This window comes from Kitasatospora sp. NPDC048715 (genome assembly GCF_043198905.1).
Lineage (GTDB): Bacteria > Actinomycetota > Actinomycetes > Streptomycetales > Streptomycetaceae > Kitasatospora > Kitasatospora lactacystinica.
In genome coordinates, this window is the sequence record NZ_JBICVH010000002.1 from 321,704 (window position 1) to 345,292 (window position 23,589).

At 73.2% G+C, this 23,589-nt stretch carries 18 protein-coding genes; 11 read left to right on the plus strand and 7 right to left on the minus strand.

Annotation, left to right across the window (positions count from 1 at the left end; all coding sequences use genetic code 11):
• The first annotated feature begins 148 nt into the window (after positions 1 to 148).
• Positions 149 to 2,971: a hypothetical protein gene (locus ACGFSC_RS05270; RefSeq protein ID WP_359908194.1), complete on the plus strand. Its 2,823-nt coding sequence runs from the start codon at positions 149 to 151 to the stop codon at positions 2,969 to 2,971.
• A gap of 138 nt (positions 2,972 to 3,109) precedes the next feature.
• On the opposite strand, the gene ACGFSC_RS05275 is transcribed toward ACGFSC_RS05270, so the two are convergent.
• Positions 3,110 to 3,478, minus strand: a complete 369-nt coding sequence (locus tag ACGFSC_RS05275; RefSeq protein WP_359908192.1) for a hypothetical protein — start codon at positions 3,476 to 3,478, stop codon at positions 3,110 to 3,112.
• 301 nt (positions 3,479 to 3,779) lie between these two features.
• Positions 3,780 to 7,421, minus strand: coding sequence for a hypothetical protein (locus ACGFSC_RS05280; RefSeq protein WP_359908190.1), 3,642 nt, complete (start codon positions 7,419 to 7,421; stop codon positions 3,780 to 3,782).
• Between the two features lie 292 nt (positions 7,422 to 7,713).
• Between ACGFSC_RS05280 and ACGFSC_RS05285 the strand changes: the two genes are divergently transcribed.
• The 10 genes from ACGFSC_RS05285 (at position 7,714) to ACGFSC_RS05330 (ending at position 17,508) form a co-directional block, all read left to right on the plus strand.
• Positions 7,714 to 8,259, plus strand: a complete 546-nt coding sequence (locus ACGFSC_RS05285; protein ID WP_359908188.1) for a GNAT family N-acetyltransferase — start codon at positions 7,714 to 7,716, stop codon at positions 8,257 to 8,259.
• A 182-nt stretch (positions 8,260 to 8,441) separates the two neighbouring features.
• Complete coding sequence (locus ACGFSC_RS05290; RefSeq protein WP_317620150.1) at positions 8,442 to 8,534, plus strand: Ms4533A family Cys-rich leader peptide; 93 nt, start codon at positions 8,442 to 8,444, stop codon at positions 8,532 to 8,534.
• A 146-nt stretch (positions 8,535 to 8,680) separates the two neighbouring features.
• On the plus strand, positions 8,681 to 10,399 hold the full coding sequence (locus ACGFSC_RS05295; protein ID WP_359908185.1) for an ABC transporter substrate-binding protein: 1,719 nt from the start codon (positions 8,681 to 8,683) through the stop codon (positions 10,397 to 10,399).
• Between the two features lie 32 nt (positions 10,400 to 10,431).
• Positions 10,432 to 11,499 carry an ABC transporter permease gene (locus tag ACGFSC_RS05300; RefSeq protein ID WP_359908182.1) on the plus strand — a complete coding sequence of 356 codons (1,068 nt, stop codon included), beginning with the start codon at positions 10,432 to 10,434 and terminating at the stop codon, positions 11,497 to 11,499.
• On the plus strand, positions 11,496 to 12,485 hold the full coding sequence (locus ACGFSC_RS05305; RefSeq protein WP_359908179.1) for an ABC transporter permease: 990 nt from the start codon (positions 11,496 to 11,498) through the stop codon (positions 12,483 to 12,485). Before ACGFSC_RS05300 ends, ACGFSC_RS05305 begins: the two co-directional genes overlap by 4 nt.
• Before the next feature lie 101 nt (positions 12,486 to 12,586).
• On the plus strand, positions 12,587 to 14,302 hold the full coding sequence (locus ACGFSC_RS05310; RefSeq protein ID WP_359908268.1) for an ABC transporter ATP-binding protein: 1,716 nt from the start codon (positions 12,587 to 12,589) through the stop codon (positions 14,300 to 14,302).
• 242 nt (positions 14,303 to 14,544) lie between these two features.
• Positions 14,545 to 15,060 (plus strand): signal peptidase II, encoded by a 516-nt coding sequence (gene lspA, locus ACGFSC_RS05315; protein ID WP_359915606.1) that lies wholly within the window; start codon positions 14,545 to 14,547, stop codon positions 15,058 to 15,060.
• Positions 15,061 to 15,430: 370 nt separating this feature from the next.
• On the plus strand, positions 15,431 to 15,865 hold the full coding sequence (locus ACGFSC_RS05320; protein ID WP_359915608.1) for a helix-turn-helix domain-containing protein: 435 nt from the start codon (positions 15,431 to 15,433) through the stop codon (positions 15,863 to 15,865).
• 97 nt (positions 15,866 to 15,962) lie between these two features.
• The gene (locus ACGFSC_RS05325) at positions 15,963 to 16,475 is read left to right on the plus strand and encodes a SitI3 family protein (protein ID WP_359915610.1); all 513 of its coding nucleotides are present in this window, start codon (positions 15,963 to 15,965) and stop codon (positions 16,473 to 16,475) included.
• Between the two features lie 82 nt (positions 16,476 to 16,557).
• Positions 16,558 to 17,508, plus strand: coding sequence for an ankyrin repeat domain-containing protein (locus ACGFSC_RS05330; protein WP_359915612.1), 951 nt, complete (start codon positions 16,558 to 16,560; stop codon positions 17,506 to 17,508).
• Positions 17,509 to 17,607: 99 nt separating this feature from the next.
• Here the strand turns inward: ACGFSC_RS05330 and ACGFSC_RS05335 are convergent, their stop codons facing one another.
• From ACGFSC_RS05335 to ACGFSC_RS05355, 5 genes are all read right to left on the minus strand, one after another.
• A complete protein-coding gene (locus tag ACGFSC_RS05335) occupies positions 17,608 to 18,369 on the minus strand; it encodes a maleylpyruvate isomerase family mycothiol-dependent enzyme (protein ID WP_359915211.1) in 762 nt (253 codons plus the stop codon).
• A 94-nt stretch (positions 18,370 to 18,463) separates the two neighbouring features.
• Positions 18,464 to 19,771, minus strand: a complete 1,308-nt coding sequence (locus tag ACGFSC_RS05340; protein WP_359915213.1) for an aldehyde dehydrogenase family protein — start codon at positions 19,769 to 19,771, stop codon at positions 18,464 to 18,466.
• 152 nt (positions 19,772 to 19,923) lie between these two features.
• Positions 19,924 to 20,811: an NAD(P)-dependent oxidoreductase gene (locus ACGFSC_RS05345; RefSeq protein WP_359915215.1), complete on the minus strand. Its 888-nt coding sequence runs from the start codon at positions 20,809 to 20,811 to the stop codon at positions 19,924 to 19,926.
• Positions 20,811 to 21,959 (minus strand): cytochrome P450, encoded by a 1,149-nt coding sequence (locus tag ACGFSC_RS05350; protein WP_359915217.1) that lies wholly within the window; start codon positions 21,957 to 21,959, stop codon positions 20,811 to 20,813. Before ACGFSC_RS05350 ends, ACGFSC_RS05345 begins: the two co-directional genes overlap by 1 nt.
• Positions 21,956 to 23,467 (minus strand): class I adenylate-forming enzyme family protein, encoded by a 1,512-nt coding sequence (locus tag ACGFSC_RS05355; RefSeq protein WP_359915219.1) that lies wholly within the window; start codon positions 23,465 to 23,467, stop codon positions 21,956 to 21,958. Before ACGFSC_RS05355 ends, ACGFSC_RS05350 begins: the two co-directional genes overlap by 4 nt.
• Between the last annotated feature and the right edge of the window lie 122 nt (positions 23,468 to 23,589).

Here is a 23,589-nt window from a genome sequence, read left to right on the forward strand (position 1 = left end):
GTTCCCCGCGCCGGCGGCAGGCGCCACAGGACGTGCATCGTTCGAACGAACGTGTGCATCCTTCGGGCGGCACGCCCGCGGCCGTGGTGAGCGAGCCGGACCGCGGTGGGACACCAAGGGGACCCTCCCCGCCCTCCAGGAGTCCGCCATGGCATTCGCCGTCACCTTCCTCGGCACGGCCCCCATCCCCACGGCGGGGTCCGGAACCGCCTTCAAGCTCTGGTCGTACCGCGTCGACGGCACGGGCGCCGACATCCCCGCCGGCCTGCGGGTGGCCCTCGCCCTGCCGGACGGCGTCAGTGTGCAGGACCCCAGCGCCTACCCGGACGTCACCGCGCTGGACGGCACGTTCCTGTGGCGCGACCCGGTCACCGGGCTCAACTTCGCCGGGCGCACCGCGACCTCGCCGACCACGGTGACGATCACCTTCGTCGCGCCGGCCCGCACCGCCACCGCGTCGGTGCGCCTGTTCAAGTCCCCGAGCGGCGCGCCGTGGAGCGCGGTCGTGTTCACCGTCGCCGGCAGCGGCGCGGCCGCCGACGGGCAGACCATGGTCCTGCCCGCCCGCGGCGTCCCGACGTTCACCGGGCGCCCGGTCACCGACTTCGAAGGGGCCCTCCCGTACGCCACCGAGGTCTTCGGCGTCTACCAGCCCCTGCTCGGATGGCTCGGCTCGCAGGCCGGCACCGCGGCCGCCGCCGTGCACCCCGGATCCCGGTTCGCGGCGCTCGCCTCCGAAAGCTTCCGCGGCGACAACGCCCGGGTGCTGCGCGACCCGGCCCTGGCCGCGCTGGCCGAGTACTACCGCACCCCGTCCACGCTCGACCCGGCGTCCGCCACCGGCGCGCCGCCCGACTACGTCGCCGGCCTCGCCGCCGCGTCGGCCTCCGGCACGGCCCCGCTCACGCCCGTCGGGCTGGTGAACCTCTTCCGCCAGTACTTCTTCGAGTTCGACACCTTCCTCGGCGCGCCGTCCGGGCACATCTGGGTGAGCCCCGGCGGAACCGTCGAGGTCGTCGAGACCAGCACCCGGCGCACCCTGGTCGAGAAGACGACCACGGTGGCGGAGGAGACCACCCGCAAGACCGAGGAGAGCCAGACCGACCAGGACGACGTGGCCGACGCCGTCAAGGAGGACAACTCCACCGACACCAAGCTCGGCGTGAGCGCCACCGGCGGAGTGAACGCCACGATCTACCACGCCGACGTCAGCGCCAGCTTCGCCACCCAGAACACCGTCAAGCGGGGGGCGGAGGAGACCCACAAGCACACCCGTACACAGACCTCCAAGGTCAACACGGAGATCAGGCGCAACTTCAAGACGACCTTCAAGACGGTGACCGAGACCACCGACACCTCCAGCCGCCGCTACGTGCTGCAGAACGCCAGCACCACCGACCTGGTCAACTACGAGTTCCGGCGCAAGATGCGCAAGGTCGGCGTGCAACTGCAGCACATCGGCACCCGACTGTGCTGGCAGGTCTACCTCCCCGACCCGGGCCGGGACCTGGGACTCGGCGACATGGTCCACGTCGTCGACGCGCCCGACCTCACGGCGATCCCCAAGCCCGCGGACATCCCCGACCTCGACGACAAACAGGTGCCCTTCCACTTCGAGGTGCCGTTCCTGCACGACCAGGGCCCGGACGACGACGCCAAGCTGACCTACCTGCCGGAGAGCGGCAACGCCTGCCGCGGCATCAACAGCAGCACCACCGGACACGACGACATCGTCCAGTTCTGCTTCGACTTCCCGCTCCCGCCCGCCCCACCGGGCTACCGCCTGACCGGGGTCGCCTCGATCGACCGCCACGGCGCCCAGGCCGACTTCGCCCCGCTCGACTCGACCGACCTGGTACCCGACCCCGATCCGGTCAAGAACACGCTCAAGATCCGCCTCGTCTACGCCAACTGGCAGGGCCGCAAGTCCATGCCGTTCGACGCCGTACTGACCTACACGCCCACCGACGCCGCCAAGGCCGACCTCCAGAAGCGGCGGGACGCCGCGCAGGCCGAGTACCAGGCGGCGGTCGACCGGCTGGAGCACGAGGCCTACGGCAAGGCGGTGCGCGAACGGCTGCGCCTGGTCAGCGCGTTGACCCCACGCCGGCCGGAGGTGCTGCGCAGCGAGGAACGGCGCGTGGTGTTCCGCGACATCCTGCGGCGCCTGGAGAACAACGGTCACTACCCCCAGGACCCGGACCACCCCCCGTTCGCGGAATCGGAGCAGATCAACCAGCTGTTCGACGTCGAGGAGATGCTCTACTTCGTCGCCCCGGACTTCTGGCGGCCCGGCCCGGTGGCCCCGCCCGCCCCCGACCGGAACAGCGCCGGCCGCTACCCGCTGCCGCCCGAGAAGCAGCCGCCCCTCCCCGCCGGCACCGTCGAACTGCCGCTCGCCGGGCAGACGGTGGCCGGCTGGTACTCCCGCGCGGACGAGTACCGCACCTCGGGCGCGGCGGGCGCGCCCGCCCCCGAATGGCGGGTCGACTACCTCATCACCGAGGAGACCCAGCCGGCGCCGCTCGGCAGCTCGCTGGGCTGGCTGATCCAGATCGACGGCGACGAGCGCCGCAACGAGTTCCTCAACGCCGCCTGGGCCAAGGCCGTCATGCCCGTCAGGTCCGGACAGGAGGTCGCCGCGCTCGCCTGGCTCCTGGGCGTCGAAGGCGTGGCGGGGCTCGGCCTGCCCTACCCCGTCCAGGCCGGCGACCCGCCGGAGTACCAGAACAAGACGTACGGCGACGTCCTGCAGCTCCTCGCGGCCAAGCTCCAGGCCGCCAACACGGCGGTGGACAACACGCTGGCCTCGGAGAAGGTCTTCGAGACGGGGTTCGACCCGCTGGAGGGCGGGTTCCGCCGGCCGGACGACCCGTACCAGATCTTCGACCAGTGGATCGAGGTCATGCCCACCGACCAGGTGGCGGCCGTCGCGGTCCGCTACGACCCCCGCACCGGGCAGCAGTTGTGAGCGCGACGCGCGGCGGCTGACGGGACGGCCGGCCCCCGGCGCCGGCACCCGCAGCTCGATCCGGACGCCCCAGCGGCGGGCGACCCAGGGCGGGCGGCGGAGAAGCGCCGCGCCCGGGGTCCGCGTCGCCGCGCCCGTTCACCGGGTTGCCGCTTCGCGTCGCTCCAGCCAGTCGAGGTACCAGGTGGCGAAGGTGTGGCGGTTCCCCCGCGCGTCGACGCACGGATCGAAGGGCGGGTCGACCGCACAGTCCCGGTCGCGGAGCTCCCCGCGGCGAGGGCCGACGACGACGAGCCAGCCGGTCATCCCGCACCCGTTGTCGCTGATGTGGATCGCGCCCCGGCCGCGTTCCACGTGCCAGATCTCGTCGCCGGCGTCGCCGAATACCTCGCGGTAGTCGTCCAGGCGGTTGGTGTCCCCGTCCCGGGCGGCGGGTTCGTACCCGGCGGCGCGAAGCGTCGCGGTCTGCCGGTCGGCCCAGCCCTCCGTCTCGAAGCTGGATCCCACGGGGGTGCTCGTTCCTCTCGGTGGTGCGGGCTTCGGGTCCCCGGTCGGCGGGCGCGGGAGGTCCCGGTTCACGCGGTCGTTCCGGTGCCGGCGGCGGTGCGCCGAGACGAGCACTCTCCGGAGCTCACAGTACCGGCGTGCGCCGGGCCGGTACGGCGGCTGCGCCCCGGCCTCCGGGGGGTGAAGGACGCCATCGCCGACTCCGTCGCCGAGCACCCGCCTGAGGACCGGCGCGGCGGTGGCCGGGGAAGAGGTCCTTCCCCGGCCACCGCCCTTTCGGTCCGTCAGGGCCGGTTCGGGGTCACCCCATCGCCCCGCCCGCCTCGACCAGGATGGGCAGCAGCCAGTCGAGGTCGGTCATCGACGGATCGGTGGTGAGGTAGGGGAGGGCGGACGGCCAGGTCCCGATGTCGGGCTGGAGGTACGGGTTGCCGGTCCCGGGCTTGCCGCCGTGCGACCCGTGGCCGTGGCCGGGCTTGGGGTGGTGGCACTTGTCCGTCTCGCACGGCGGTTCGCAGCGGGCGAGGGCGGAGGACGGAGGAGTGGTCACCGGTGCGGTCCCCGGCGGGGAGCCCGGCGGCACGTAGGAGGCGGTGACCGTGTTGACGGTGTCCTCGCTGATCAGGCTGAAGCAGTAGAATGTCCTGGTCTGCCCCGCCGCCAGGTCGAACGTGCCGGCCGCCACCACGCAGGCCGGCTCCTGGGAGTCGTTCAGGGTGATGCCGGTCAGGTCCACGGTGCCGGTGTTGGTGACCGTGATCCGCCAGAAGGCCTGGCACTTGTCCGGAGCGCAGAGTTCCTCGGGTGCGTTCCCCTTGTGCAGGGTCGCCTCCTTGCCCCACGGCCCGGCGCCGCCCGCGCCGCAGTCGGCGGCGTTGTCGGACTGGCAGACCTCCTTGTCCACGCTCAGCGACGGGACACCGGTGCCGCTGACGTTCACCGTGGCTTCGGAGGGGGGTGTGGTGACGGGGGTGCCGCCGGGGCCGGGGAAGGTGGCGGTGACGACGTTGGTGGTGGTTCGGGTGATGCCGGGGAGGTTGCAGGAGAAGTGCTGGGTGGCGCCGGCCGCGAGGTCGAAGGTGCCGGCGGTGGTGGCGCAGGAGGGTGTGACGGGGTCGGTGAGGGTGATTCCGGTGATGCCGACGGTGCCGGTGTTGGTGACGGTGATGCGCCAGTAGGCGGTGGCACCCTGGGCGACGGTGGCGGTTTTGGCCCACGGGCCGGGGCCGTTCTGGCCGCAGTCGGCCGGGTTGGTCGAGGTGCAGACCTCCTTGTTGATGCTGAGTGACGGCACGACCGGCGGGGTCACGTCCACCGTCGCCTCGGAGGGGGGCGTGGTGATCGGAGTGCCGCCTGGGCCGGGGAAGGTGGCGGTCACGGAGTTCACGGTGTGCTGGGTGACGTCGGTCAGGTCGCAGAAGACCTGATGGGATGCGCCGGCTGCCAGGTCGAACGTCCCTGCTGCGGTGACGCAGGACGGGGACACGCTGTCGGTCAGGGTGATCCCGGTGACCGGGACCGTGCCGGTGTTGGTCACGGTGATCCGCCAGTAGGCCGTGCTTCCGGACGGAATCGTCGCGTTCTTCGCCCACGGCCCGCTACCGCCGTCCACGCAGTCGGCAGCGCTCGTGGAGGTGCAGACCTCCTTGTTGATCGTCAGCATCGGTGTGCACTGGGCGCCGGGGGTCACCTGGAGGGTGACGGTGTTGGAGGTGACGGGCGGCTGGCCGTTGGTGACGGCGGACGCCTGGTTGGAGACGGCGGTGACGGAGCAGTCGGTGGCCACCGTGGTCTCGAAGCAGATCTGCGGTGCGTCGCCGACGAAGGTCACCTGCATCCGCGGGTGGTTGTCGGGGGTGAAGGACGATCCGTTGATCAGGGTGAGGTTGGCGATCACCTGGATCGGCGAGTCGCCGGTCGGGACGGACGAGATGTCCGCTGTTCCGGTGGCGGGGTTGAACGGGAAGGTGCCGATGGTGGTTCCGTCGGCCGCGAGCACGGTCACCGAGGAGTGGGCGAAGTCGACGGTCGTGGGATCGATGCCGAGGAGGCTGACCGTTCCGTAGGACCTGATGTGCCCGGTGGCTCCGTCGCAGTAGTACGCGGAGGGGTTGATGGTGCCCTGGGCCTTGGTCTTCAGGCAGGGCGAGGCTCCGGTGACCGGGTCGATCGAGAACAGGTAGCCGGTGTCGCCGAGGCTGTACTTGCACTGGCCGTCGTAGGCGAAGCCGTACGGGCTGGTGTTGCCGCCGTTGACGTCGGGCGGGCCGTTGACGATGCCGTTGGTGCCGTACTGGGTGCAGGGGCCCTGGACGGTCCAGTCGTAGCAGTACTCGGTGCTGTTGAGGGTCGGCGTGGTGCCCTGGTAGATCCAGAGCGGGAACTCGGTCTCCAGGTGCCCGTTGGGGGCGGTGATGGTCAGCGGCACCTGGAAGTTGGCCTCGCCGGGGGCGACGTTGGTGCTGACCAGGGCCTGGAGGCCGGGGGGCGCGGCGACGGGGTTGCCCGTCGGGTCGAAGCAGACGACGGTGCCGACCGGCGGGGTGACCTCCTGGTAGACGCCGCCGACCACCGTGCAGACGCCGGTGACGGTGCCCGCCGGGTCGTACATCTCGAAGACGTTGTCGGCCCGGGCGGGGGCGCCGCCGATCGGGGTGACCACGGTCCTGGGGGTGGCCCAACCGGTGCAGGCGGCGTTCGTCGACGGGTCGAAGCAGGACATCACCGTCGGCTGCGGGGCCGGGGTGTTGTCGGTGACGTAGATCTTGCCGTTGACGACCCGCATGATGCCGGCGTAGTCGCCGCTGAAGGCGACCTGTCCCTCGTTGGGCGGCAGGCCGATGCCGAACGTCCCGCAGGAGGCGTTGGCGACGGGGTCGTAGCAGAGGATCTCGCCGGTGCCGGAGACGGCGTGGATCAGCTGGTTCGGTGCCTGGACGACACCGCCCACGACCAGCCCGGTGCCGGTCTGGAGGGCGGTGAAGCCGCAGCTGGACTGGGCCTGGAGGTCGATGCAGCCGACGCCGATCAGCCCGAGGGTGGTCCGGCTGATCGCGGCGTAGTACAGCTTGGAGCCGAGCAGGACGTAGGTCGGGGTGCGGGTGCTGCCGAGGTCGCCGGTGGTCGCTCCGGCCACCGAGGAGTTCAGCGGCTGGGGCCAGGTGGCGGGGGCCCCGTTCGGCGTCGGACACGGCCCGTTGGTGAGCTGGTCGGTGCAGACCACGCTGGCCGTGTTGGAGAACCCGTGGTGGTAGATGTTCCAGATCTCGGGCGTGGGGACGCCGTTGATCGTGGCGGTGTAGAGGATGGGGGTGAAGCCGTCGCCGCCGGTGGCGGTGTTGATCGGGGTGAACGGCGGCGGGATCTGGACCACCTGACCGGTCGCCGGCGAGGCGAGCATCGGGTTGGTCGCCTGGACGGCGTTGGTGGCCGCGCCCGCGTCGGTGCCCGAGAAGGTCGTCCCGCCGTCGGTGGACCACTGCCTGTTGAAGCCGGGGGGCACCTGGAGGGACCCGGGCACGTAGGACTGGGTCTGCGGCGTGCTGCCCGGGCCGCCCTGGATCTTGTCGGTGACGGTGGTGCTGACCGGTGTGCCGTCCGGGTTGGTGGCGGAGACCACCCAGCGGACGGTGTCGCCGTGGGCGGTCCGGGTGGTGCTGCCGGTGGCGAGGTCGGTGCCGGTCTTCGCGAGGGTGACGGGCTGCTGACGGCCGCCTTGCCGGCTATGGCCGCCGCCGACCGGGGCGCCGCCGGCCGGGCCGTCGGCGGTCGTGGCGTGCGCGGTGCGGTGGGTGGCGTGTGCCACTGCGGGCGCGGCGAAGGAGGCGGACGCCGTCGCGGCCGCGAGGAGGAGGGGCAGCGCGGCCCGGGTGAGGCGGCCGCGGAGCCCGACCGGTCCATGGCGTCTTCGCTCGCGTCCGTTGGTGGGTGGACAGCGCCTCATGACGATTCCCTTCGATCGGACGGTCCGGTGTCTGACGGTGCGCCGGACGGTGGTGGTGACGGGGCGGAGCCCGTGAATGCGGTAATGGGGTCGCTACCTTTGGTGACCGTACGAATGCAGTATCGCGTCTGAAAATCGGATAAATAGCGTCAATGCCGCCGAACGGGGACGCATTCACCCAGGCGTGCGCGGCGGAAACGGGCCTGACGGGTGTTCATCGCTCGGCCCGGCCCCGTGCGGAGACTCCCTGTATCCGGGAGGGATGTCGGAGCCCTCTGGCATCCTTCGCCCCATGCCGTACGACGCCGCCCTCCACCTCGTCCAGACGACCGACCCGCAGGACGTCACCGCCGAACTCCGGCAGCAGCTGATCGACTGCTGGATCGCGGTCACCAACACCGGCGGCGCCGCGGGATTCCCGTTCCCTCCGGTGGGGCACGACGACGTCGTGCCCGCCGCGGACGGGCTCCTCGCCCGTCTCGATCCGCGGCGGAGTCGACTCCTCACCGCCCGGGTCGACGGCATCCTGGTCGGACGGGTCGTCCTCGACCGCGACCCCTACCGGCTCGTCGGGCACTGGGGCACCGTCCACCACCTCCAGACCCACCCGGCCGTCCGCGGCCGCGGAGTCGGATCCGCCCTCGTCCGCGAGCTCCGGAGGATCGCCCGCGACGAGCTCGGCCTGGAACAGCTGCGCCTGGCGGCGCGCGGCGGCGAGGGCCTGGAGGACTTCTACGGGCGGCTCGGCTGGCGCGAGATCGGACGCTGGCCCGAAGCCCTCCGGCTCGCTCCCCACGACACCCGCGACGAGGTCCTCATGATCCTCGCGCCGCTCTGACCGCCGAGGCGTTCGGGCCCCGCCGGGCGGCGGTGCGGTGCGACCCCGGTCGGTCTCCGTGCGGGGCCGGGGAGCCTCCGGAATCCCCGGAAGTCCGGGGGTATCCATTTCGGTGTCCACCTGGTGGGCAGGTCATAAGTGGAGTTTTGACATTCCGCTTAACTTCCTACAGTCTTCTCGGCATGTCTGACCGTCACCCGATCGAGTGCGCCGCCATCGAGCTGGCGCTGATCGGCGTGGCCGCGCACTGCGTTTCCGACAACCTCTGTCGCTGAATCCGCCTGCCCCGACGCGTTTTGCGGTGATCGCCGCATCGGGGTGTCGCCCCTCCCTGCGGGCGCGGTGCCGCTCACTCTTCCCGAAGCCTCACTGTCGCCCGCCTTCCTCCGTACACCATCGGTAGCGAAAGGCTCCCTTTCCGATGTCTCGAACCACCTTCACCCCTCGCCGCCTCGCCACGGCGACCGTCACCGTCGCGCTCGTCGTCGGACTGGCGGCGTGCGGACCGAAGGCCGACGGCGGTGGTGGCACCGGCAAGGACGCCGCGCCGCAGCAGGGCGGCACCCTCACCGTCCTCAACCAGAACCCGCAGGACCAGTTCGACCCCGCACGGCTCTACACCTCCGGCGGCGGCAACGTCCCCTCGCTCGTCTTCCGCACCCTCACCACCCGCAACCGGGCCGACGGCGCGGCCGGCACCAAGGTGGTCCCGGACCTCGCCACCGACACCGGCACCCCCTCCGAGGGCGCCACCGTCTGGACGTACCACCTCAAGGACGGCCTGAAGTTCGAGGACGGCTCGCCGATCACCACCGCCGATATCAAGTACGGCATCGAAAGGTCATTCGCCCCCGAACTCTCCGGTGGCGCACCGTTCCTGAGGGACTGGCTGGTCGGCGCCGCCGACTACCAGGGCCCGTACAAGGACGGCCGCACCCTGGACGCCATCGAGACCCCGGACGAGAAGACCATCGTCTTCCGCCTCAACAAGCCCGAGGGCGACTTCCCGTACCTGGCCACCCAGACGCAGTTCGCACCCGTCCCGAAGGCCAAGGACACCGGGACGAAGTACCAGGACCACCCCGTCTCCTCCGGCCCCTACCAGGTGGTCAAGAACGAGAACGACGGCGCGCACCTCGTCCTCAAGCGCAACCCCAACTGGTCGGCGGCGACGGACGACCAGCGCAAGGCGTACCCCGACACCGTCGACGTGCAGTCCGGTCTCGACCCGGCGGTGATCAACCAGCGGCTCTCCGCCGGCACCGGCGCCGACGCGGCCGCCGTCACCACCGACACCAACCTCGGCCCCTCCGAACTCGCCCAGGTGAAGGACGACAAGGCCCTCGCCGCACGCGTCGGCACCGGCCACTTCGGCTACGTCAACTACCTGGCGTTCAACCCCAAGGTCAAGCCCTTCGACAACCCCAAGGTCCGGCAGGCCGTCGCCTACGCGATCAACCGCACCTCGGTCGTCAACGCCGCCGGCGGCTCCTCGCTCGCCGAGGCCGCCACCACCTACCTGCCCACCCAGGAGACCTTCGGGTACACCCCCTACGACCCGTTCCCGGCCGGTGCCACCGGCAACCCGGAGAAGGCCAAGGAGCTGCTGAAGGAGGCCGGTTACCCGGACGGCCTGACCATCACGCTCACCCACTCCAGCGCCGTGGGCAAGGGCTACGGCCCGGACCTGGCCACCGCCGTCCAGGACGGCCTGAAGGCCGCCGGGATCACCGTCCAGCTGGAGGCCCTGGACTCCACCAGGTACTCCAAGACGATCCACACCGTCAGCACCGAGCCCGGCCTCTTCCTCTCCGGATGGGGCGCCGACTGGCCGTCCGGCGGCCCGTTCCTCGCACCCATCTTCGACGGCCGGCAGATCGTCACCGACGGCTACAACTTCAACTCCGCACAGCTGGACGACCCGTCGGTGAACGACGAGATCGACCAGATCAACAAGATCACCGACCACGCCGAGGCAGCCAAGCGCTGGGGCGCCCTGGACCAGCGCATCGGTGACCAGGCCCTCACCGTCCCGCTGTTCCACCCCGTCTACAAGCGGCTGTCCGGCAAGGACGTCCGCAACATCGTCATCAGCGACTGGACCGGCGTGCTCGACATCTCCCAGGTCGCGGTCAAGTAGCGGTCGGGAACGGACGGATCGGTCAGACAACCATGGCTCCACAGGAACCCAGCGCCGGGGAGGCCCGCGCGGCCTCCCCGGCCGCCGGGGGACGGCAGGTCTGGCGGCGGCTGCTCGCGCGCCGCGCCGCCCTCGCCGCCGGCCTCGTCATCGTCCTGCTCGCCCTCGTCGCGGCGGCGGCACCGCTGCTCAGCGCGCTCGAAGGCCAGGACCCCACCAGCTACCACAACGACCTGCTCGACTCGGCGGCCGGCGGGGTGCCCACCGGCTCCTTCGGCGGCGTCAGCGCCGAGCACTGGCTGGGCGTCGAACCGGGCACCGGGCGCGACGTGTTCGCCCGGCTCGTCCACGGCGCCCGGATCTCGCTGCTCGTCGCCGTCGGCGCCACCCTCGTCCAGGTCGCGATCGGCGTCCTGCTCGGCCTCACCGCAGGCCTCGGCAACCGGCTGCTCGACCAGCTGATCGGCAACACCACCGAGGTGATGCTCGCGCTGCCCTCGCTGGTCTTCGCCATCTCGCTGATGGCGGTCGTGCCCTCCGGATTCCCCCGCCCGCTCCTGCTGACCCTGGTCATCGGGCTGCTGGGCTGGGCCGGCACCTCGCGGATCGTCCGGGCGCAGACACTCAGCCTCCGGCAGCTCGACTACGTCGCCGCGGCCCGGCTCGCCGGCGCCACCCGGTGGCGCATCGCCCGCCGGGAACTGCTGCCCTCCCTGGCGGCGCCGGTCATCACCTACGCGGCGGTGCTGCTCCCGTCCAATGTGATCGCCGAGGCCGGGCTCTCCTTCCTCGGCGTCGGCGTCAAGCCGCCGACCTCCTCCTGGGGCCAGATGCTCTCCGGCGCGACCACCTGGTTCCGCGCGGACCCGACGTACGTGCTGCTGCCGTCGGCGCTGCTGTTCGTCACCGTGCTCGCCTTCACCGTGCTCGGCGACGCCGTCCGCACCGAGCTCGACCCCCGCGCGGCCTCCCGGCTGCGGGTCGGAACGGCGCGGGGCGGCGCCGGTGAGGCGAGCGGCGGTCTCTCGACTGCCGGTTCCTCAAGTGCCGGTTCTTCGACTGCCGGTTCTTCGAGCGGCGCCGAGGAGGCCACCGCATGACCCGCTTCCTGCTCCGTAAGGCCGTCGGCATGCTCGGCGTCCTGCTCGCCCTCTCCCTGATCGTCTACGCGGTCTTCTACATCGCCCCCGGCGACCCCGCCCAGCTGGCCTGCGGCGAGAAGTGCAGCCCCGCCCAGGTCGCCCAGGTGCGCGAACGGCTCGGCCTCGACGCCCCCGTCCACCTGCAGTACGCCCACTTCCTCCAGGGCATCGTCGCCGGACGCGACTTCAGCGCCGGCACGGGCCTGCTGCACTGCCCGGCGCCCTGCCTGGGCGTCTCCTACCGCAGCGGCGAGCAGGTCACCGACATGATCACCGCCCGGCTGCCGGTCACGGCCTCGCTCGCGCTCGGCGCGATGGTGCTCTGGCTCGTCCTCGGGGTCGGCACCGGGCTGGTCTCCGCGCTGCGCCGGGGCCGGCTCAGCGAGCGCCTGCTGACCGGCCTGACCCTGGCCGGCAGCTCCATCCCGGTGTTCATCATCGGCCTGGTGCTGCTCATCGTCCTGTGCGCCCAGCTCCAGTGGCTGCCGTTCCCGAGCTACGTACCGCTCACCGACGACCCCCAACAGTGGTTCTGGGGCCTGCTGCTGCCCTGGGTCTCGCTCGCCCTGATCGAGTCCGCCAAGTACGCCCGGCTGACCCGCTCGTCCATGCTGGAGGCCCTCGCCGACGACCACATCCGGACCTTCCGGGCGTACGGCGTCAGCGAGCGGCGCCTGGTGACCCGGCACGCGCTGCGCGGCGCGCTCACCCCGGTGATCGCGCTCACCGCCATCGACCTCGGGACGATGTTCGGGTCCGCCGTGCTGACCGAGTCGCTCTTCGGCCTCCCGGGGCTCGGCAAGCTGCTGGTCACCTCGGTCGGCCTGATCGACCTGCCGACCGTCGTCGGCCTCACCCTCGTCACCGGGTTCTGCGTGGTCCTCGCCAACGTCATCGCGGACGTGCTCTACGCGGTGTCCGACCGAAGGGTGGTCCTGACGTGAGCGCCGAACCGCTGGGCGCCGAGCGCCTGGTCGCCAAGTCTCCGGGTACCGAGTCTCCGGCTGCCGAGTCACGGGGTGTCGAGTCTCCGGGTGCCGAACCCCTGGTCGACGTCCGGGACCTGGTCGTCGACTTCCCGGTCGGCGACGGCCACGTGCGCGCCGTCGACGGCGTGGGCTTCACCCTGGAGGCCGGACAGGCACTCGGCATCGTCGGCGAGTCCGGCTCCGGCAAGAGCACCGTCGCCTACGGACTGCTCGGCCTGCACCGCGGGACCGGAGCCCGGATCGGCGGCACCGTCCGGGTCGCCGGCGTGGACGCCGTCACCGCCGAGGGCGCGGAACTCCGGCGCCTGCGCGGCGGACTGGCCGCCATGGTGTTCCAGGACCCGCTCTCCGCGCTCGACCCGTACTACGCGGTGGGCGACCAGATCGCCGAGGTCGTCCGGGTCCACCGGGACGTCTCCCGCCGGGACGCCAGGGCCCGGGCCGTCGAGGTGCTCGACCGCGTCGGCATCGCCGACGCGGCCCGCCGCTCGCGCTCGCGTCCGCACGAGTTCAGCGGCGGAATGCGCCAGCGGGTGCTGATCGCGATGGCCCTCGCCTGCGAGCCGCGACTGCTGGTCGCCGACGAGCCGACGACCGCGCTGGACGTCACCGTCCAGGCCCAGATCCTCGACCTGCTCCACGAGTTGCGCGCGGAGACCGGGGCCGGGCTGGTCCTGGTCACCCACGACCTGGGCGTGGTCGCCGGAAGCGTCGACCGGGTGCTGGTGATGAAGGACGGCCGGGCGGTGGAACACGGCCCGGTCACCGAGGTGCTGGGCGCTCCGCGCGAGCCGTACACCCGCGCGCTGCTGTCGGCGGTGCCCCGGGTCGACGCGCCCGGCGCTCCGGACGTGTCGACCGCATCGACCGTTCCGACCGTCTCGACCGCTCCGACCGTCTCGACCGCTCCGACCGGGACGGCCGAGTCGGTCGGGGGAGAGGTCCTGCTCGAAGCCACCGACCTGCGCCGGGAGTTCGCCACCCGGGGCGGCCTCACCCGGCGCGCCGCCCCCGTCACCGCCGTGGACGGCGTCTCGCTCACCGTACGGGCCGGCGAGACCCTGGGCATCGTCGGCGAGTCCGGCTCCGGAAAGACCACGCTCGGACGGATGCTCGTCCGGCTGCTGGAACCGACCGGCGGCCGGCTCCACTACCGCGGCCGCGACATCGGCGCGCTGGGGGAGAAGGAACTGCGCCCGCTCCGGCGGGAACTGCAGATGGTCTTCCAGGACCCGGTGTCCTCGCTCAACCCGCGCCGCTCCATCGGGGAGTCCGTCGCCGACCCGCTGCGCATCGCCGGCGAGAACGACGAGCGCCGCATCCGCGCCCGGGTCGGCGAACTCCTCGAACGCGTGGGGCTCGACCCCGACTGGTACCACCGCTATCCGCACGAGTTCTCCGGCGGGCAGCGGCAGCGGGTCGGCATCGCCCGGGCGCTCGCGCCCCAGCCGCGACTGATCGTCTGTGACGAACCGGTCTCCGCGCTGGACGTCACCACCCAGGCCCAAGTGGTCGAGCTGCTGGGCGAGTTGCAGCGCGACCTCGGCCTCGCGCTGGTCTTCATCGCCCACGACCTCGCCGTGGTCCGGCAGGTCAGCGACCGGGTCGCCGTGATGCGGGCCGGACGGATCGTGGAGCAGGGCGACGCCGATGCCGTGTACGACTCGCCCCAGCACGCCTACACCAAGGGCCTGCTGGCCGCCGTACCCGTGCTCGACCCGGTCGAGGCGACCGCCCGGCGCCACGCCCGACTGGCAACCGCCGGCGCCTGACCGAACCCGGCCCCGGACCGGCCCGCACCCCACGGGGTGCGGGCCGGCTGGGTTGGAGGAGCACCCGGAGCACACCACGACACCGCCCGTGCGGGTCCGGCGGGACGGACGCTCCGGCGGAACCCGGGCCCGCCGGGGCGCCGGCCGCCGTCACCTACACTGCGGCCATGACTGGCTTACTACGTCTATGGGTTGCGCGAGGAGCTTCCTCGCCGGGTGACATGCCTCGACGGTCGGGAATCATGACAGCCGTAGCACTCGTGCTGCTGGCGGCGGATTTCGTCACCAAACAGATAGCGCTGACACATTTCTCGGGGAGCGATCCGACAGAGGCCCTCGATGGGCTTCTGAGATTCACGCTGGTCTTCAACTCGGGTGGAGCATTCTCCATCGGCGAGGGGGAGGCATGGTTCTTCACCACGGTGAAGATCGTGGTCGTCGTCGCCATGCTGGTGGTGTCGCCGCGAATCCGTACCCCCGTCTGGGCGGTCTCCTTCGGGCTGGTCATCGCCGGGGCAGCCGGAAATCTCGTCGACCGGTTGTTCCGGGCCCCCTCCCCGTTGCAGGGGCGCGTCGTGGACTGGATCCAACTGCCGCACTGGCCGGTCTTCAACCTCGCCGACTGTGGCGTGGTGTGCGGCAGCGCCCTGGTGATGTGGGCCTCGATGCGAGGCATCCGCCTGAACGGTACGCGCGAGTCCGACGCGCCGGCCGAGGCGGGCGCAACGGAGCGGACTGCCGAGGGGAGGGACCGGTAGGCAATGGGCCTTCCGGCCCAGCCGTACCGCTGCCGTACGGGCCTGGGCGCGGGCCCGGCGCTGCGATGGCCCGGGCCCGGAAGGCCGGGGCGCCGGGCCCTCCTAGCCGCTGCCGATGGTGAGTTGGGCGATGGTCCCGAGCTCCTCGGCGCCGTCGACGTCGTAGGCGCCCTCGGTGAGGCGCCCTCGGTGAGGCGTCGTCGCAGCAGGCCGGCGAGCTGTTCGGCTATGTCGGGGAAAACGTAGTGCTCGGTCAGCAGCCGGGCCGTCTCGTCGATGACAGGGGCGGCTGAAGCTTCGTCGTAGTCGTCATGGCAGGGAGTAGAGCACTGCCCTTGCGAAAGCGTCAAAGAGTTCAGACACTTTCGGTATGCGTGATCAGCCGTCCTGCCCGCCGCCTTCCGAGGAAGTTCTGGAGATCGGTGCGCCCGAGCAGTTCGCGGCGCAGCTCGACGCCAAGAAGGGCAACGTGGCCCACCACCTCAAGGTGCTCCGCGACGCCGGGCTGGTCCGCGTCGTCGAGACCCGCCAGGTCCGCGGCGGCACCGAGCAGTACTACCAGCGCACGGCCCGCCACATGGTCGTTGTCGAACCTCAAGCGGCGGGCACCGCCGCGATGTTCGCCGCGGTCGCCCAGGAGCTGGACCTCTCTCCCGCCGAGACCCACCTGACACTGCGCCACCTGCGTCTCGGTCCCGCGAAGGCGAGAGAACTCGGCGAGGCCCTCACCGAACTGGTCGACGAGGCCGAGGAGGACGCGGAGGACCAGCCCCTGCACGGCGTGCTGGTGGCGCTCTATCAGTAGGCGCTGCCGGTTGACACCACCAGCACCTCCGATGCCGCCCGGCCTCGCGGCGCCCATGCTCCTCCGCCACCCGTGGTGGAGGAGAAGGACGGATTCCATGGCGATTTCCTACAGTCTTGAGCTGGTGACCCCGTGGGCCCCGGTCCGGGTCGCCCGGAGGCTCGTCGACGTCGCCCGACCGATGCGGCTCTTCGTCGTCCCCGCGACCGCCCCCGCGACCGTCCCCGCGACCGCCGACACGCTGCTCGCGGACGGCGCGCTCACGGTGCACGGTACCTGGATCCGGGTGACCCCGCTCAAGCCCACCCCCTGGGGAGATCCCCGGATCGGCGGCCGGGTCTTCACCCCGACCGTCTCGGTCGCCTTCCGGCTCGGCAAGACCACCGACGTCTCCGGCCAGCAGGACGACATGATCCGGCTGTCCGACGCCCTCCTCGCGCGGGTGCCCGGTGACGCGGTTCTGCACCTCGACCAGGAGGACGTCTGGATGGTGCGCCGGGACGGCGAGTTGATCCTCGGCGAGCGGTCCGACAGCTGGCCGCCGGACCGCCTCGCCACCGTCTCGGGGTCCTACCGCCGCCGGACGTACGAGTTCGTCCACGAGGACTGACCGAACCGGGTTGTCCGACCCTCGTGCGATCGTCTGCGAAGGGACTGACGCCCGCGCCGGCGCGCGGAGGACGGAGGGCACGATGACGGGCTGGGCCGGTGTGAGCCGGGAGGGCCGGCGGGACCACGGCGAGATCCGCGAGCGGTTCGACGCGGGCGCCGACCCGGATGCATGGGGCTCGGGGCGCCCGCTGCACCGGGCGGCAGGGAGCGGATCCCCCGAGGTGGTGGCCGAACTGGCGGGCCGCGTCTCGGACGTGGACGCGTTGGAGGACGGGACGACCGCGCTGTGGGAGGCCGTCATGGACAACCGGCCGGACAATGCCCGGGCCCTCGTGGCCGCGGGTGCCGATCCCTGGCGGCCACTGCTCGGCGGCTGGTCGCCGGGCCGCCTCGCGCTGGCCGGCCCGACCCCCGACCTGTTCCCCGTCCCGGACGGGGAACCCGGCCTGACGGCCGCCGAGCGGGCCGCCGTCCAGCGCGGCCGGCAACTCCTCCGGGCCCTGGGGCGCTTCCACTACGAGGGCACCGGCCTCGCCTGCATCGCCGGCATCGACGCCGCCGAGGCGATCCGCCGCCTGGACGCGACGCCCGCGGACGAGGAGTTCATGGAGCGCTTCCTCGACTGCCCGTACGAGTACGGCATGGCCGAGAGGCTGCTCGTCGCCGGCGTCACGACCGTTCCCGGCGGATGCGTCGTCACCCAGCCCTGGGGTCACGCCCCGTCCGCTCTCGATGCGATGACCCGTCTGACCGCCGGCACCGTCGGCTACGGCCTCTACGCCAACCCCAAGAGCGGCAACCAGGGCGGCATCGTCCGCGACGGCGCCGTCGAAGGATGGGACCTCCACCCCGGCGGCGGCCCCCGGCAGGGCGACACCCCCGAGGAGGTGCTGGCCGGCTACCTCTACCACCACCACGCCGTCGCCCATGCCTGTGCCTTCGCCGGCCTGCGACCCGTCGACGCCCGCGCCGTCACCGGGCCCGCCGACACGTGGATCCGGCTGCCCGACCCCGGCCGGCGGGAGCACTGACCGGCCCGCAGGCCGTCCGCCTGCCGCCTGCCCGGCGGCCCGCGCCGGGGGCGTCGGCGCGGGCCGCCGGGCAGGGGGTTCAGGTGCCCGGATGCTCTCCTAGAAGGCGGAGTTGGTGAACCAGAGGTCCAGCAGTCCTTCGTCCCCGGAGGCCGTGATCCCGGGCGCCGAGCGGTCGGTGCGGCCGTAGAGGAGGAGCAGGAGGTCGGCGGCGGTGGCCGAGACCGTGGCGTCGGCGTCGGTGGCGGTCGTGTCGGCGGGGGCCGGGCCGAAGCCGTCGGGGCGCAGGTGGATCAGCCAGTCGCCGTCGCCGTCGGTGCGGGTGAAGCGGAGGGTGCGGTCGGCGGCGCGGAGCTTGGCCGTGTGCGGGGCGAAGAGGGTGGCGTGCGGCAGGTTGGTGAGGAATTCGGACACGCCGTCCGCGGCGAGGTCCGGGTCGATCTCGGGCTTGAGCCCCAGGGCGAGTTCGGCGTCGACGCGGTGGACGAGGGTCTCGAAGAGCATCCGGCGCACCCAGAAGCGGGCGTGCTGGTCGGCGCCCCAGGCCCACATGGGGGCGTCGAGGTCGGTCGCCGCGAACGTCGCGGCCGCTTCCGTGCCGGCCTCGGTGAGCCACGCCGGGTAGTCCTCGGCCCGTTCGGGGAGCTTGAGGTCGACGTCCCGGCTGGTGGGCGGTGCCTGGATGCGTTGCCGCAGCAGGACGGTGAACCAGCGCTGGACGCTGCCGGCGTGGCGGAGCAGGTCGGCGAGGGTCCAGTCGGGGCAGGTGGGGACGGGGGTGGCCGGGTCGGCGGAGCGTACGGCGGTGGCGAACCTGTCGGTCTCGGCGGCCACGGCGTCGACGTGCTCGTTCGGGGTCATGGACGGTTGCTCCGGAGGGATTCAGGGGCCGGTGGGACCAGCGGTCCGGTGGCGAGGGTGAGGGCGAGGGTGGAGGGGGAGGGCAGGGTCGGGATCAGCCGAGGGGCTTGTCGACGACGGCCTTGGTGTGGCTGAACGTGTCGATCGAGTACTCGCCGTGGTAGCGGCCCATGCCGCTCTCGCCGACGCCGCCGAACGGCAGGTCGGGCATCGCCAGGTGCGAGACCGGGAGTCCGAAGCTGAGCGCGCCGGAGGAGGTCTCCTCGGTCAGTCGCCGCTTGGTGTCCGCGGATTCGGTGAAGGCGTACAGGGCGAGCGGCTTGTCGCGCTCGTTGATGAAGGCGATCGCCGCGTCGAGGTCGGGGACGGTGAGGACGGGCAGGATCGGGCCGAAGATCTCGGACTGCATCACGGGGGCGGTCGCGGGCACGTCGGCGAGGACGGTCGGGGCGAGGTAGCGCGTGGCGCGGTCGTGCCCGCCGCCGGTGACGGTGCGTCCGTCGTCGAGCAGTGCGGTGAGCCGGTCGAAGTGGCGCTCGTTGACGATGCGCCCGTACTCGGTGCTCGTGGCCGGGTCCTCGCCGAACAGTTCCCGTACGGCGTCGGCCAGTTCGCGTTCCAGGCCGGCCGCGGTGTCGCCGACGGCGAGGACGTAGTCGGGGGCGACGCAGGTCTGTCCGGCGTTGAGGAACTTGCCGCGGGCGATCCGCCGGGCGGTGACGGCGAGGTCGGTGCCGGGGTCGACCACGACCGGGCTCTTGCCGCCGAGTTCCAGGGTGACCGGGGTCAGGTGTTTGGCGGCGGCGGTCATGACGATCCGTCCGACGGTGCCGTTGCCGGTGTAGAAGATGTGGTCGAAGCGCTGCTCCAGCAGGGCGGTGGTCTCCGGGACGGCGCCTTCGACGACCGCCACGGCCTCCTCGCCGAGGTAGCGCGGCAGCAGCTCGGCCACGGCCGCGGAGGTCGCGGGGGCGAGTTCGCTGGGCTTGAGGACGGCGGTGTTCCCGGCGGCCAGGGCGCCGACGAGCGGGGCCAGGGCGAGCTGGAGCGGGTAGTTCCAGGGGGCGATGATCAGCACCACGCCCAGGGGTTCGCGGACGATCCGGGCCTCGGCGGGGCGGAAGACCTCCGGTACGGCGGCCGGCTTCGGGTCCAGCCACTCGGCCAAGTGGGCGACGGTGTGGTCGAGTTCGTTGAGCGTGAAGCCGATCTCGGTCCGGTACGCCTCGGCGGCGCTCTTGCCGAGGTCGGTGTGCAGGGCCTGCTGGAACACCTCGGCCTGTTCGGTGAGCAGGGCGCGCAGGGCGGCCAGCCTGTTCAGGCGCCAGGTGAGCGGCCTGGTCCGGCCGGTGGAGAATTCGGCCCGCAGGCGGGCGACCACGGTGGGGATGGCGTCAGTCATGAGGGGTCTCGCGGTCTTGAGGTGGGGAGCCGGTGCTTGCGGGCAGAAATTTTTCACTACCTGAAGCAATGGCGACCCTAGGGATGAAAGGTTGAGTTTGTCAAGCATCCTCCGGCGATTCTCCCGGCATCCCCCGTTCGCTCGGACAGGTGTCAGGGGTGGTAGTCGCGCAGGTCGTGGGCGGGGTGCCAGCCCTGGGCGCGGGCGCGGGTCAGGTCGAGGACGACACCGCGGGTGAGGAGGTCGACGGTGTACGGGGTGAGGCCGGGGACCACCGCGGTGCGGGCGGCGAGGCGGACGAGCGGCGCGGGCAGGTGGGCGAGCCGGGCGGGGCGGCGGTGGACGGTGAGGATGTGGCGCAGCGCGTCGTCGCGCCGGTACGGGGCGGCGTCCGCGATGTTGTAGGCGCCGGGAGCCCAGGGCGCGGCGCCGGTGAGGCCGAGGGCGGACAGGCAGGCGTCGGTGAGGTTGGCGACGGCGGTCAGACTGAGCGGGAGGTCCCGGCCGGGCAGCGGCAGCAGACCGTACCGGGCCCGGCCGAGCAGCTGCGGAAGGAGGTGCGGGTCTCCGGGGCCGTACACGGCGCGGGGGCGCAGGACGACGGCACCGGCCGCGAGGGCGAGCCGCTCGGCGGCGGCCTTGGTGCGGCCGTAGGCGTTGAGGTGGCCGGCGGTGGTGGGGTGGTCCTCGGTGAGGACGGCGGCGCTGGTGCGGGGATCGTAGACGCTGGCGCTGCTGACGTGGACGAGGGGGCGGCCGGCGGTGGCGCGCAGGACGCGCTCGGTGCCGGTGACGTTGACGGTGCGCTGGTGGGCCTCCGCCGGGTGGCCCGGGGGCAGGTCGGCGACGGCGGCGGCGCAGTGGACGACGAGGTCGGCGCCGGTGAAGTCGGGGTCGTGGGCGGCGGCGTCCCAGCCGAGGTGGCGGCCGACCGGTCCGGGGCGGCGGCCGTGGCAGGTGACGTCCAGGCCCAGGGCGGCGGCGGTGCGGGCGAGGTGGGCGCCGCAGAATCCGGAGGCGCCGGTGACGGCGATGCGCATCAGGACCGTCCTCGGCGGAGCGTGAGTTCGGCGTAGCCGGGCAGGGCGCAGCGGCGGTCGACGCGGGCTCGGGTGACCACCGGGCGATGGGGGGCCAGTGCGAGGAGCACATCGGCGAGTTGGGCGCGGGCCAGGCCCGCACCGGGGCAGGCGTGGGGGCCCGTGCCGAAGACGGCCTGGGTGGCGGCCGGGTCCGGGCTCGGAGCGCGGTGGTGGGCATGGGCGGCGTGCCGGGCGACCAGGATCAGCCGGTCGCCGCGGCGCACCCGGTGACCGGCGAGGATGGCGTCGGCGGCGGCCGCCCTGGGCAGCAGCGGGGAGGGCGCGGTGAGGCGCAGCAGTTCGGCGGCGAGACGGGGCGCGGTGGCCCCGTCGACGGCCGCCCACAGGCCGGCGTCGGCGCACCAGGCGACGGCGCGGGGGACGGCCGCGAGGGTGGTGTTGACGGCGGCGACGGCGACCATGGCGTCACGCGGATCGGGCAGCAGGGCGCTGAGGCGGGCAGCGGCGTCGACCGCCTCGGCCGCGGCGCGGGCACGGCCCGGGCGCGGTCCGGGCAGGTGGTCGCGGGCGGCAGCGGCGGCCGCCTCGGCTGCGGCGTCGGCGAGTCGACGTGCCGGGACGGTCGCACCGGTGAGGGCGGCGGCGGTGGTTCCGGCCAGCTCCCTTACCAGGTCCACGAGTTCGAGGTGCCCGGTGGCCAGGTCGGGGACGCGCTCGGCGAGGACGGCCTGCCAGAGCGGGCGGATCCGGGCGCGGGCGCCGGTGTCGACGCCGGCGGCCAGCGTACGGCGGGCGGTGCGGTGGTCGCCGCCGTCCTGGTCGAACAGCGCGCCGCCGTCGGTGAGCCGGGCCGCCGCGCCGCCGGTGGTGCCGGGCGCGGTGCGGTGCAGCGGGACGCGGGTGAGGGCCTCGTGGTAGGCATCGGCGCCGTGCACCAGCAGGGTGCGGCCGATCCGCAGGACCGGGCGGCGGCGGGTGGCGCAGAGCAGCGCGAAGAGCGCGGGGTGGCTGTGCAGGTAGACGCGTCGGTCGCGGCGCCGGGCCCGGCGGGAGGCGGCGAGGGACGCGAGGTCCGTGGCGGTGGTGGTCCCGGAGAGGGTCCCGGTGGGCGTCGCGGTGGCGGTCGTGCGGTCGGACGGGTTCATCGGGCCAACTCCTGTGCGCAGTGGGCGGATGCCGCGGCCCGGTCGGGTTTGCGGGAGCGGCCGGCGAGCGGGACGGTGCCGAACAGGACGGCGTCGGGGCGGGCGGAGCCCATGCGGTCGAGCGGCCCGCGCAGGGCGGCGCGCAGGTGCCGCGGGTCGGTCCTGGGCGCGGGCTGGACGAGGGCGACCAGCCGTTCGTCCCCGTTCCCGTCGGGAACGCCGACCAGCACGGCCAGTTCGACGCCGGGCAGGTGCAGCGCGGGCTCGTACAGGCCCGGGTAGATGTTCTCGGCGTGGCGCAGCACCATGTCCTTGAGGCGGCCGGCGAGGACGATCCGTCCGTCGGGGGTGAGGCGGGCGTGGTCGCCGGTGCGGATCCACGGGTCGGGTTCCTCGCCGAGGTAGCGGTGGCGGGCGCCGGGGCCGGTGAGGTGGAGTTCGCCGTCCTCGGCGAGGCGGGCCCGGACGCCGGGCAGCGGGTGGCCGACGAGGTCGCCGTTCCCGTCGTGGGCGCTCTTGTCCGCCTCCTCGACCGCGGCGGCGGGGAACAGTTCGGTGAGCGCGTAGACGCTCCACGCTTCGTCGGCACCGGATTGCTTGACCCGGCGCAGCAGGGCGGCGTCGGCGGGGGCGGAGCCCGTCCAGACCCGGCCGGTGAAGCGGGCCCCGGCGGTGAGGGCGGCGCGCAGCTGCGGCGGGGTGAGGTAGGTGTGGGCGGGGGAGAGCCGGGCGAGCTGGCGGCCGAGCGCGGCGGGGCGGCGGGCGGGCAGAACGACGGCGGCGCCGGCGGCGAGTGCCGGGACGAGGACGAAGAAGGTGCCGCCGAGGACGACCGTGCCGGGGCGCGGGCCGACCAGGTCGGCGACGGTGCCCAGCCCGGCGGCGAGGCCGGCGCGGGTGTGGACGACGGCGCGCGGTCGGGCGGTGGTGCCGGAGGTGAAGACGATCACCGCGTCCTCGCTGCCGTGGCCGTGGCCGTCGCCCTCGGACGGGGCAGCGGGCAGGGCGCTGTCCGCCGGGCGCAGCCGGGGTGCGCAGCCGGGCAGGCGGCGGCCGAGGGTGGCGACCGGCCCCAGTGCGGTGAGCCGGGGGAGTGCGAGGTCGGCGCGGCGGGCCAGCGGCCCCGCCCAGCCGGCGACGGCCTGGGCCGCGGCGTCGGCGAGGACGAGATCGGGGCGGGCCAGTGCGAGTCGGGCGGCGAGCACGTCGGGTCCGGCGGTCGGGTCGAGGACGGCGATCCGCAGGCCCAGCCGGTGGGCGGCGAGCATGACGGCCAGCGCGCGCGGGCCGGGACGGACGGCGACGCCGACGGTCGCGCCGGGACCGGGACCGGAGCGAGAGCCGGAGCCGAGGCCGTGGGCGTGCAGGGCGGCGGCGTAGCCGTCGGCCAGGTCGGCGAGCTCGCCCCGGCGGATCACCGGGCGGACGGTGCCCAGGGCGGTCTGGCGCAGGACGGCGGGCCGCTCGGGATGGTCGGCGCGCAGGGCGTGGGCGAGGCGGTCGAGCACGGAGGGCTGCTTTCGGGGAGCGGAGGTGGGCTGGGTGGGCGGCTGCGACGGCCGCCTCGGTGGGAATCGGCGGCCCCGGCGGTCCAGGGCGGCCGCCGGCGGGTTCGGTCGACGACGGCCGG

Coding starts and splice junctions, on each gene's coding strand:
- ACGFSC_RS05270 (WP_359908194.1), top strand. CDS start 149: ATGGCATTCGCCGTCACCTTCCTCGGCACGGCCCCCATCCCCACGGCG.
- ACGFSC_RS05280 (WP_359908190.1), bottom strand. CDS start 7,421: ATGAGGCGCTGTCCACCCACCAACGGACGCGAGCGAAGACGCCATGGA.
- ACGFSC_RS05285 (WP_359908188.1), top strand. CDS start 7,714: ATGCCGTACGACGCCGCCCTCCACCTCGTCCAGACGACCGACCCGCAG.
- ACGFSC_RS05290 (WP_317620150.1), top strand. CDS start 8,442: ATGTCTGACCGTCACCCGATCGAGTGCGCCGCCATCGAGCTGGCGCTG.
- ACGFSC_RS05295 (WP_359908185.1), top strand. CDS start 8,681: ATGTCTCGAACCACCTTCACCCCTCGCCGCCTCGCCACGGCGACCGTC.
- ACGFSC_RS05300 (WP_359908182.1), top strand. CDS start 10,432: ATGGCTCCACAGGAACCCAGCGCCGGGGAGGCCCGCGCGGCCTCCCCG.
- ACGFSC_RS05305 (WP_359908179.1), top strand. CDS start 11,496: ATGACCCGCTTCCTGCTCCGTAAGGCCGTCGGCATGCTCGGCGTCCTG.
- lspA (WP_359915606.1), top strand. CDS start 14,545: ATGACAGCCGTAGCACTCGTGCTGCTGGCGGCGGATTTCGTCACCAAA.
- ACGFSC_RS05320 (WP_359915608.1), top strand. CDS start 15,431: ATGCGTGATCAGCCGTCCTGCCCGCCGCCTTCCGAGGAAGTTCTGGAG.
- ACGFSC_RS05325 (WP_359915610.1), top strand. CDS start 15,963: ATGGCGATTTCCTACAGTCTTGAGCTGGTGACCCCGTGGGCCCCGGTC.
- ACGFSC_RS05330 (WP_359915612.1), top strand. CDS start 16,558: ATGACGGGCTGGGCCGGTGTGAGCCGGGAGGGCCGGCGGGACCACGGC.
- ACGFSC_RS05335 (WP_359915211.1), bottom strand. CDS start 18,369: ATGACCCCGAACGAGCACGTCGACGCCGTGGCCGCCGAGACCGACAGG.
- ACGFSC_RS05340 (WP_359915213.1), bottom strand. CDS start 19,771: ATGACTGACGCCATCCCCACCGTGGTCGCCCGCCTGCGGGCCGAATTC.
- ACGFSC_RS05345 (WP_359915215.1), bottom strand. CDS start 20,811: ATGCGCATCGCCGTCACCGGCGCCTCCGGATTCTGCGGCGCCCACCTC.
- ACGFSC_RS05350 (WP_359915217.1), bottom strand. CDS start 21,959: ATGAACCCGTCCGACCGCACGACCGCCACCGCGACGCCCACCGGGACC.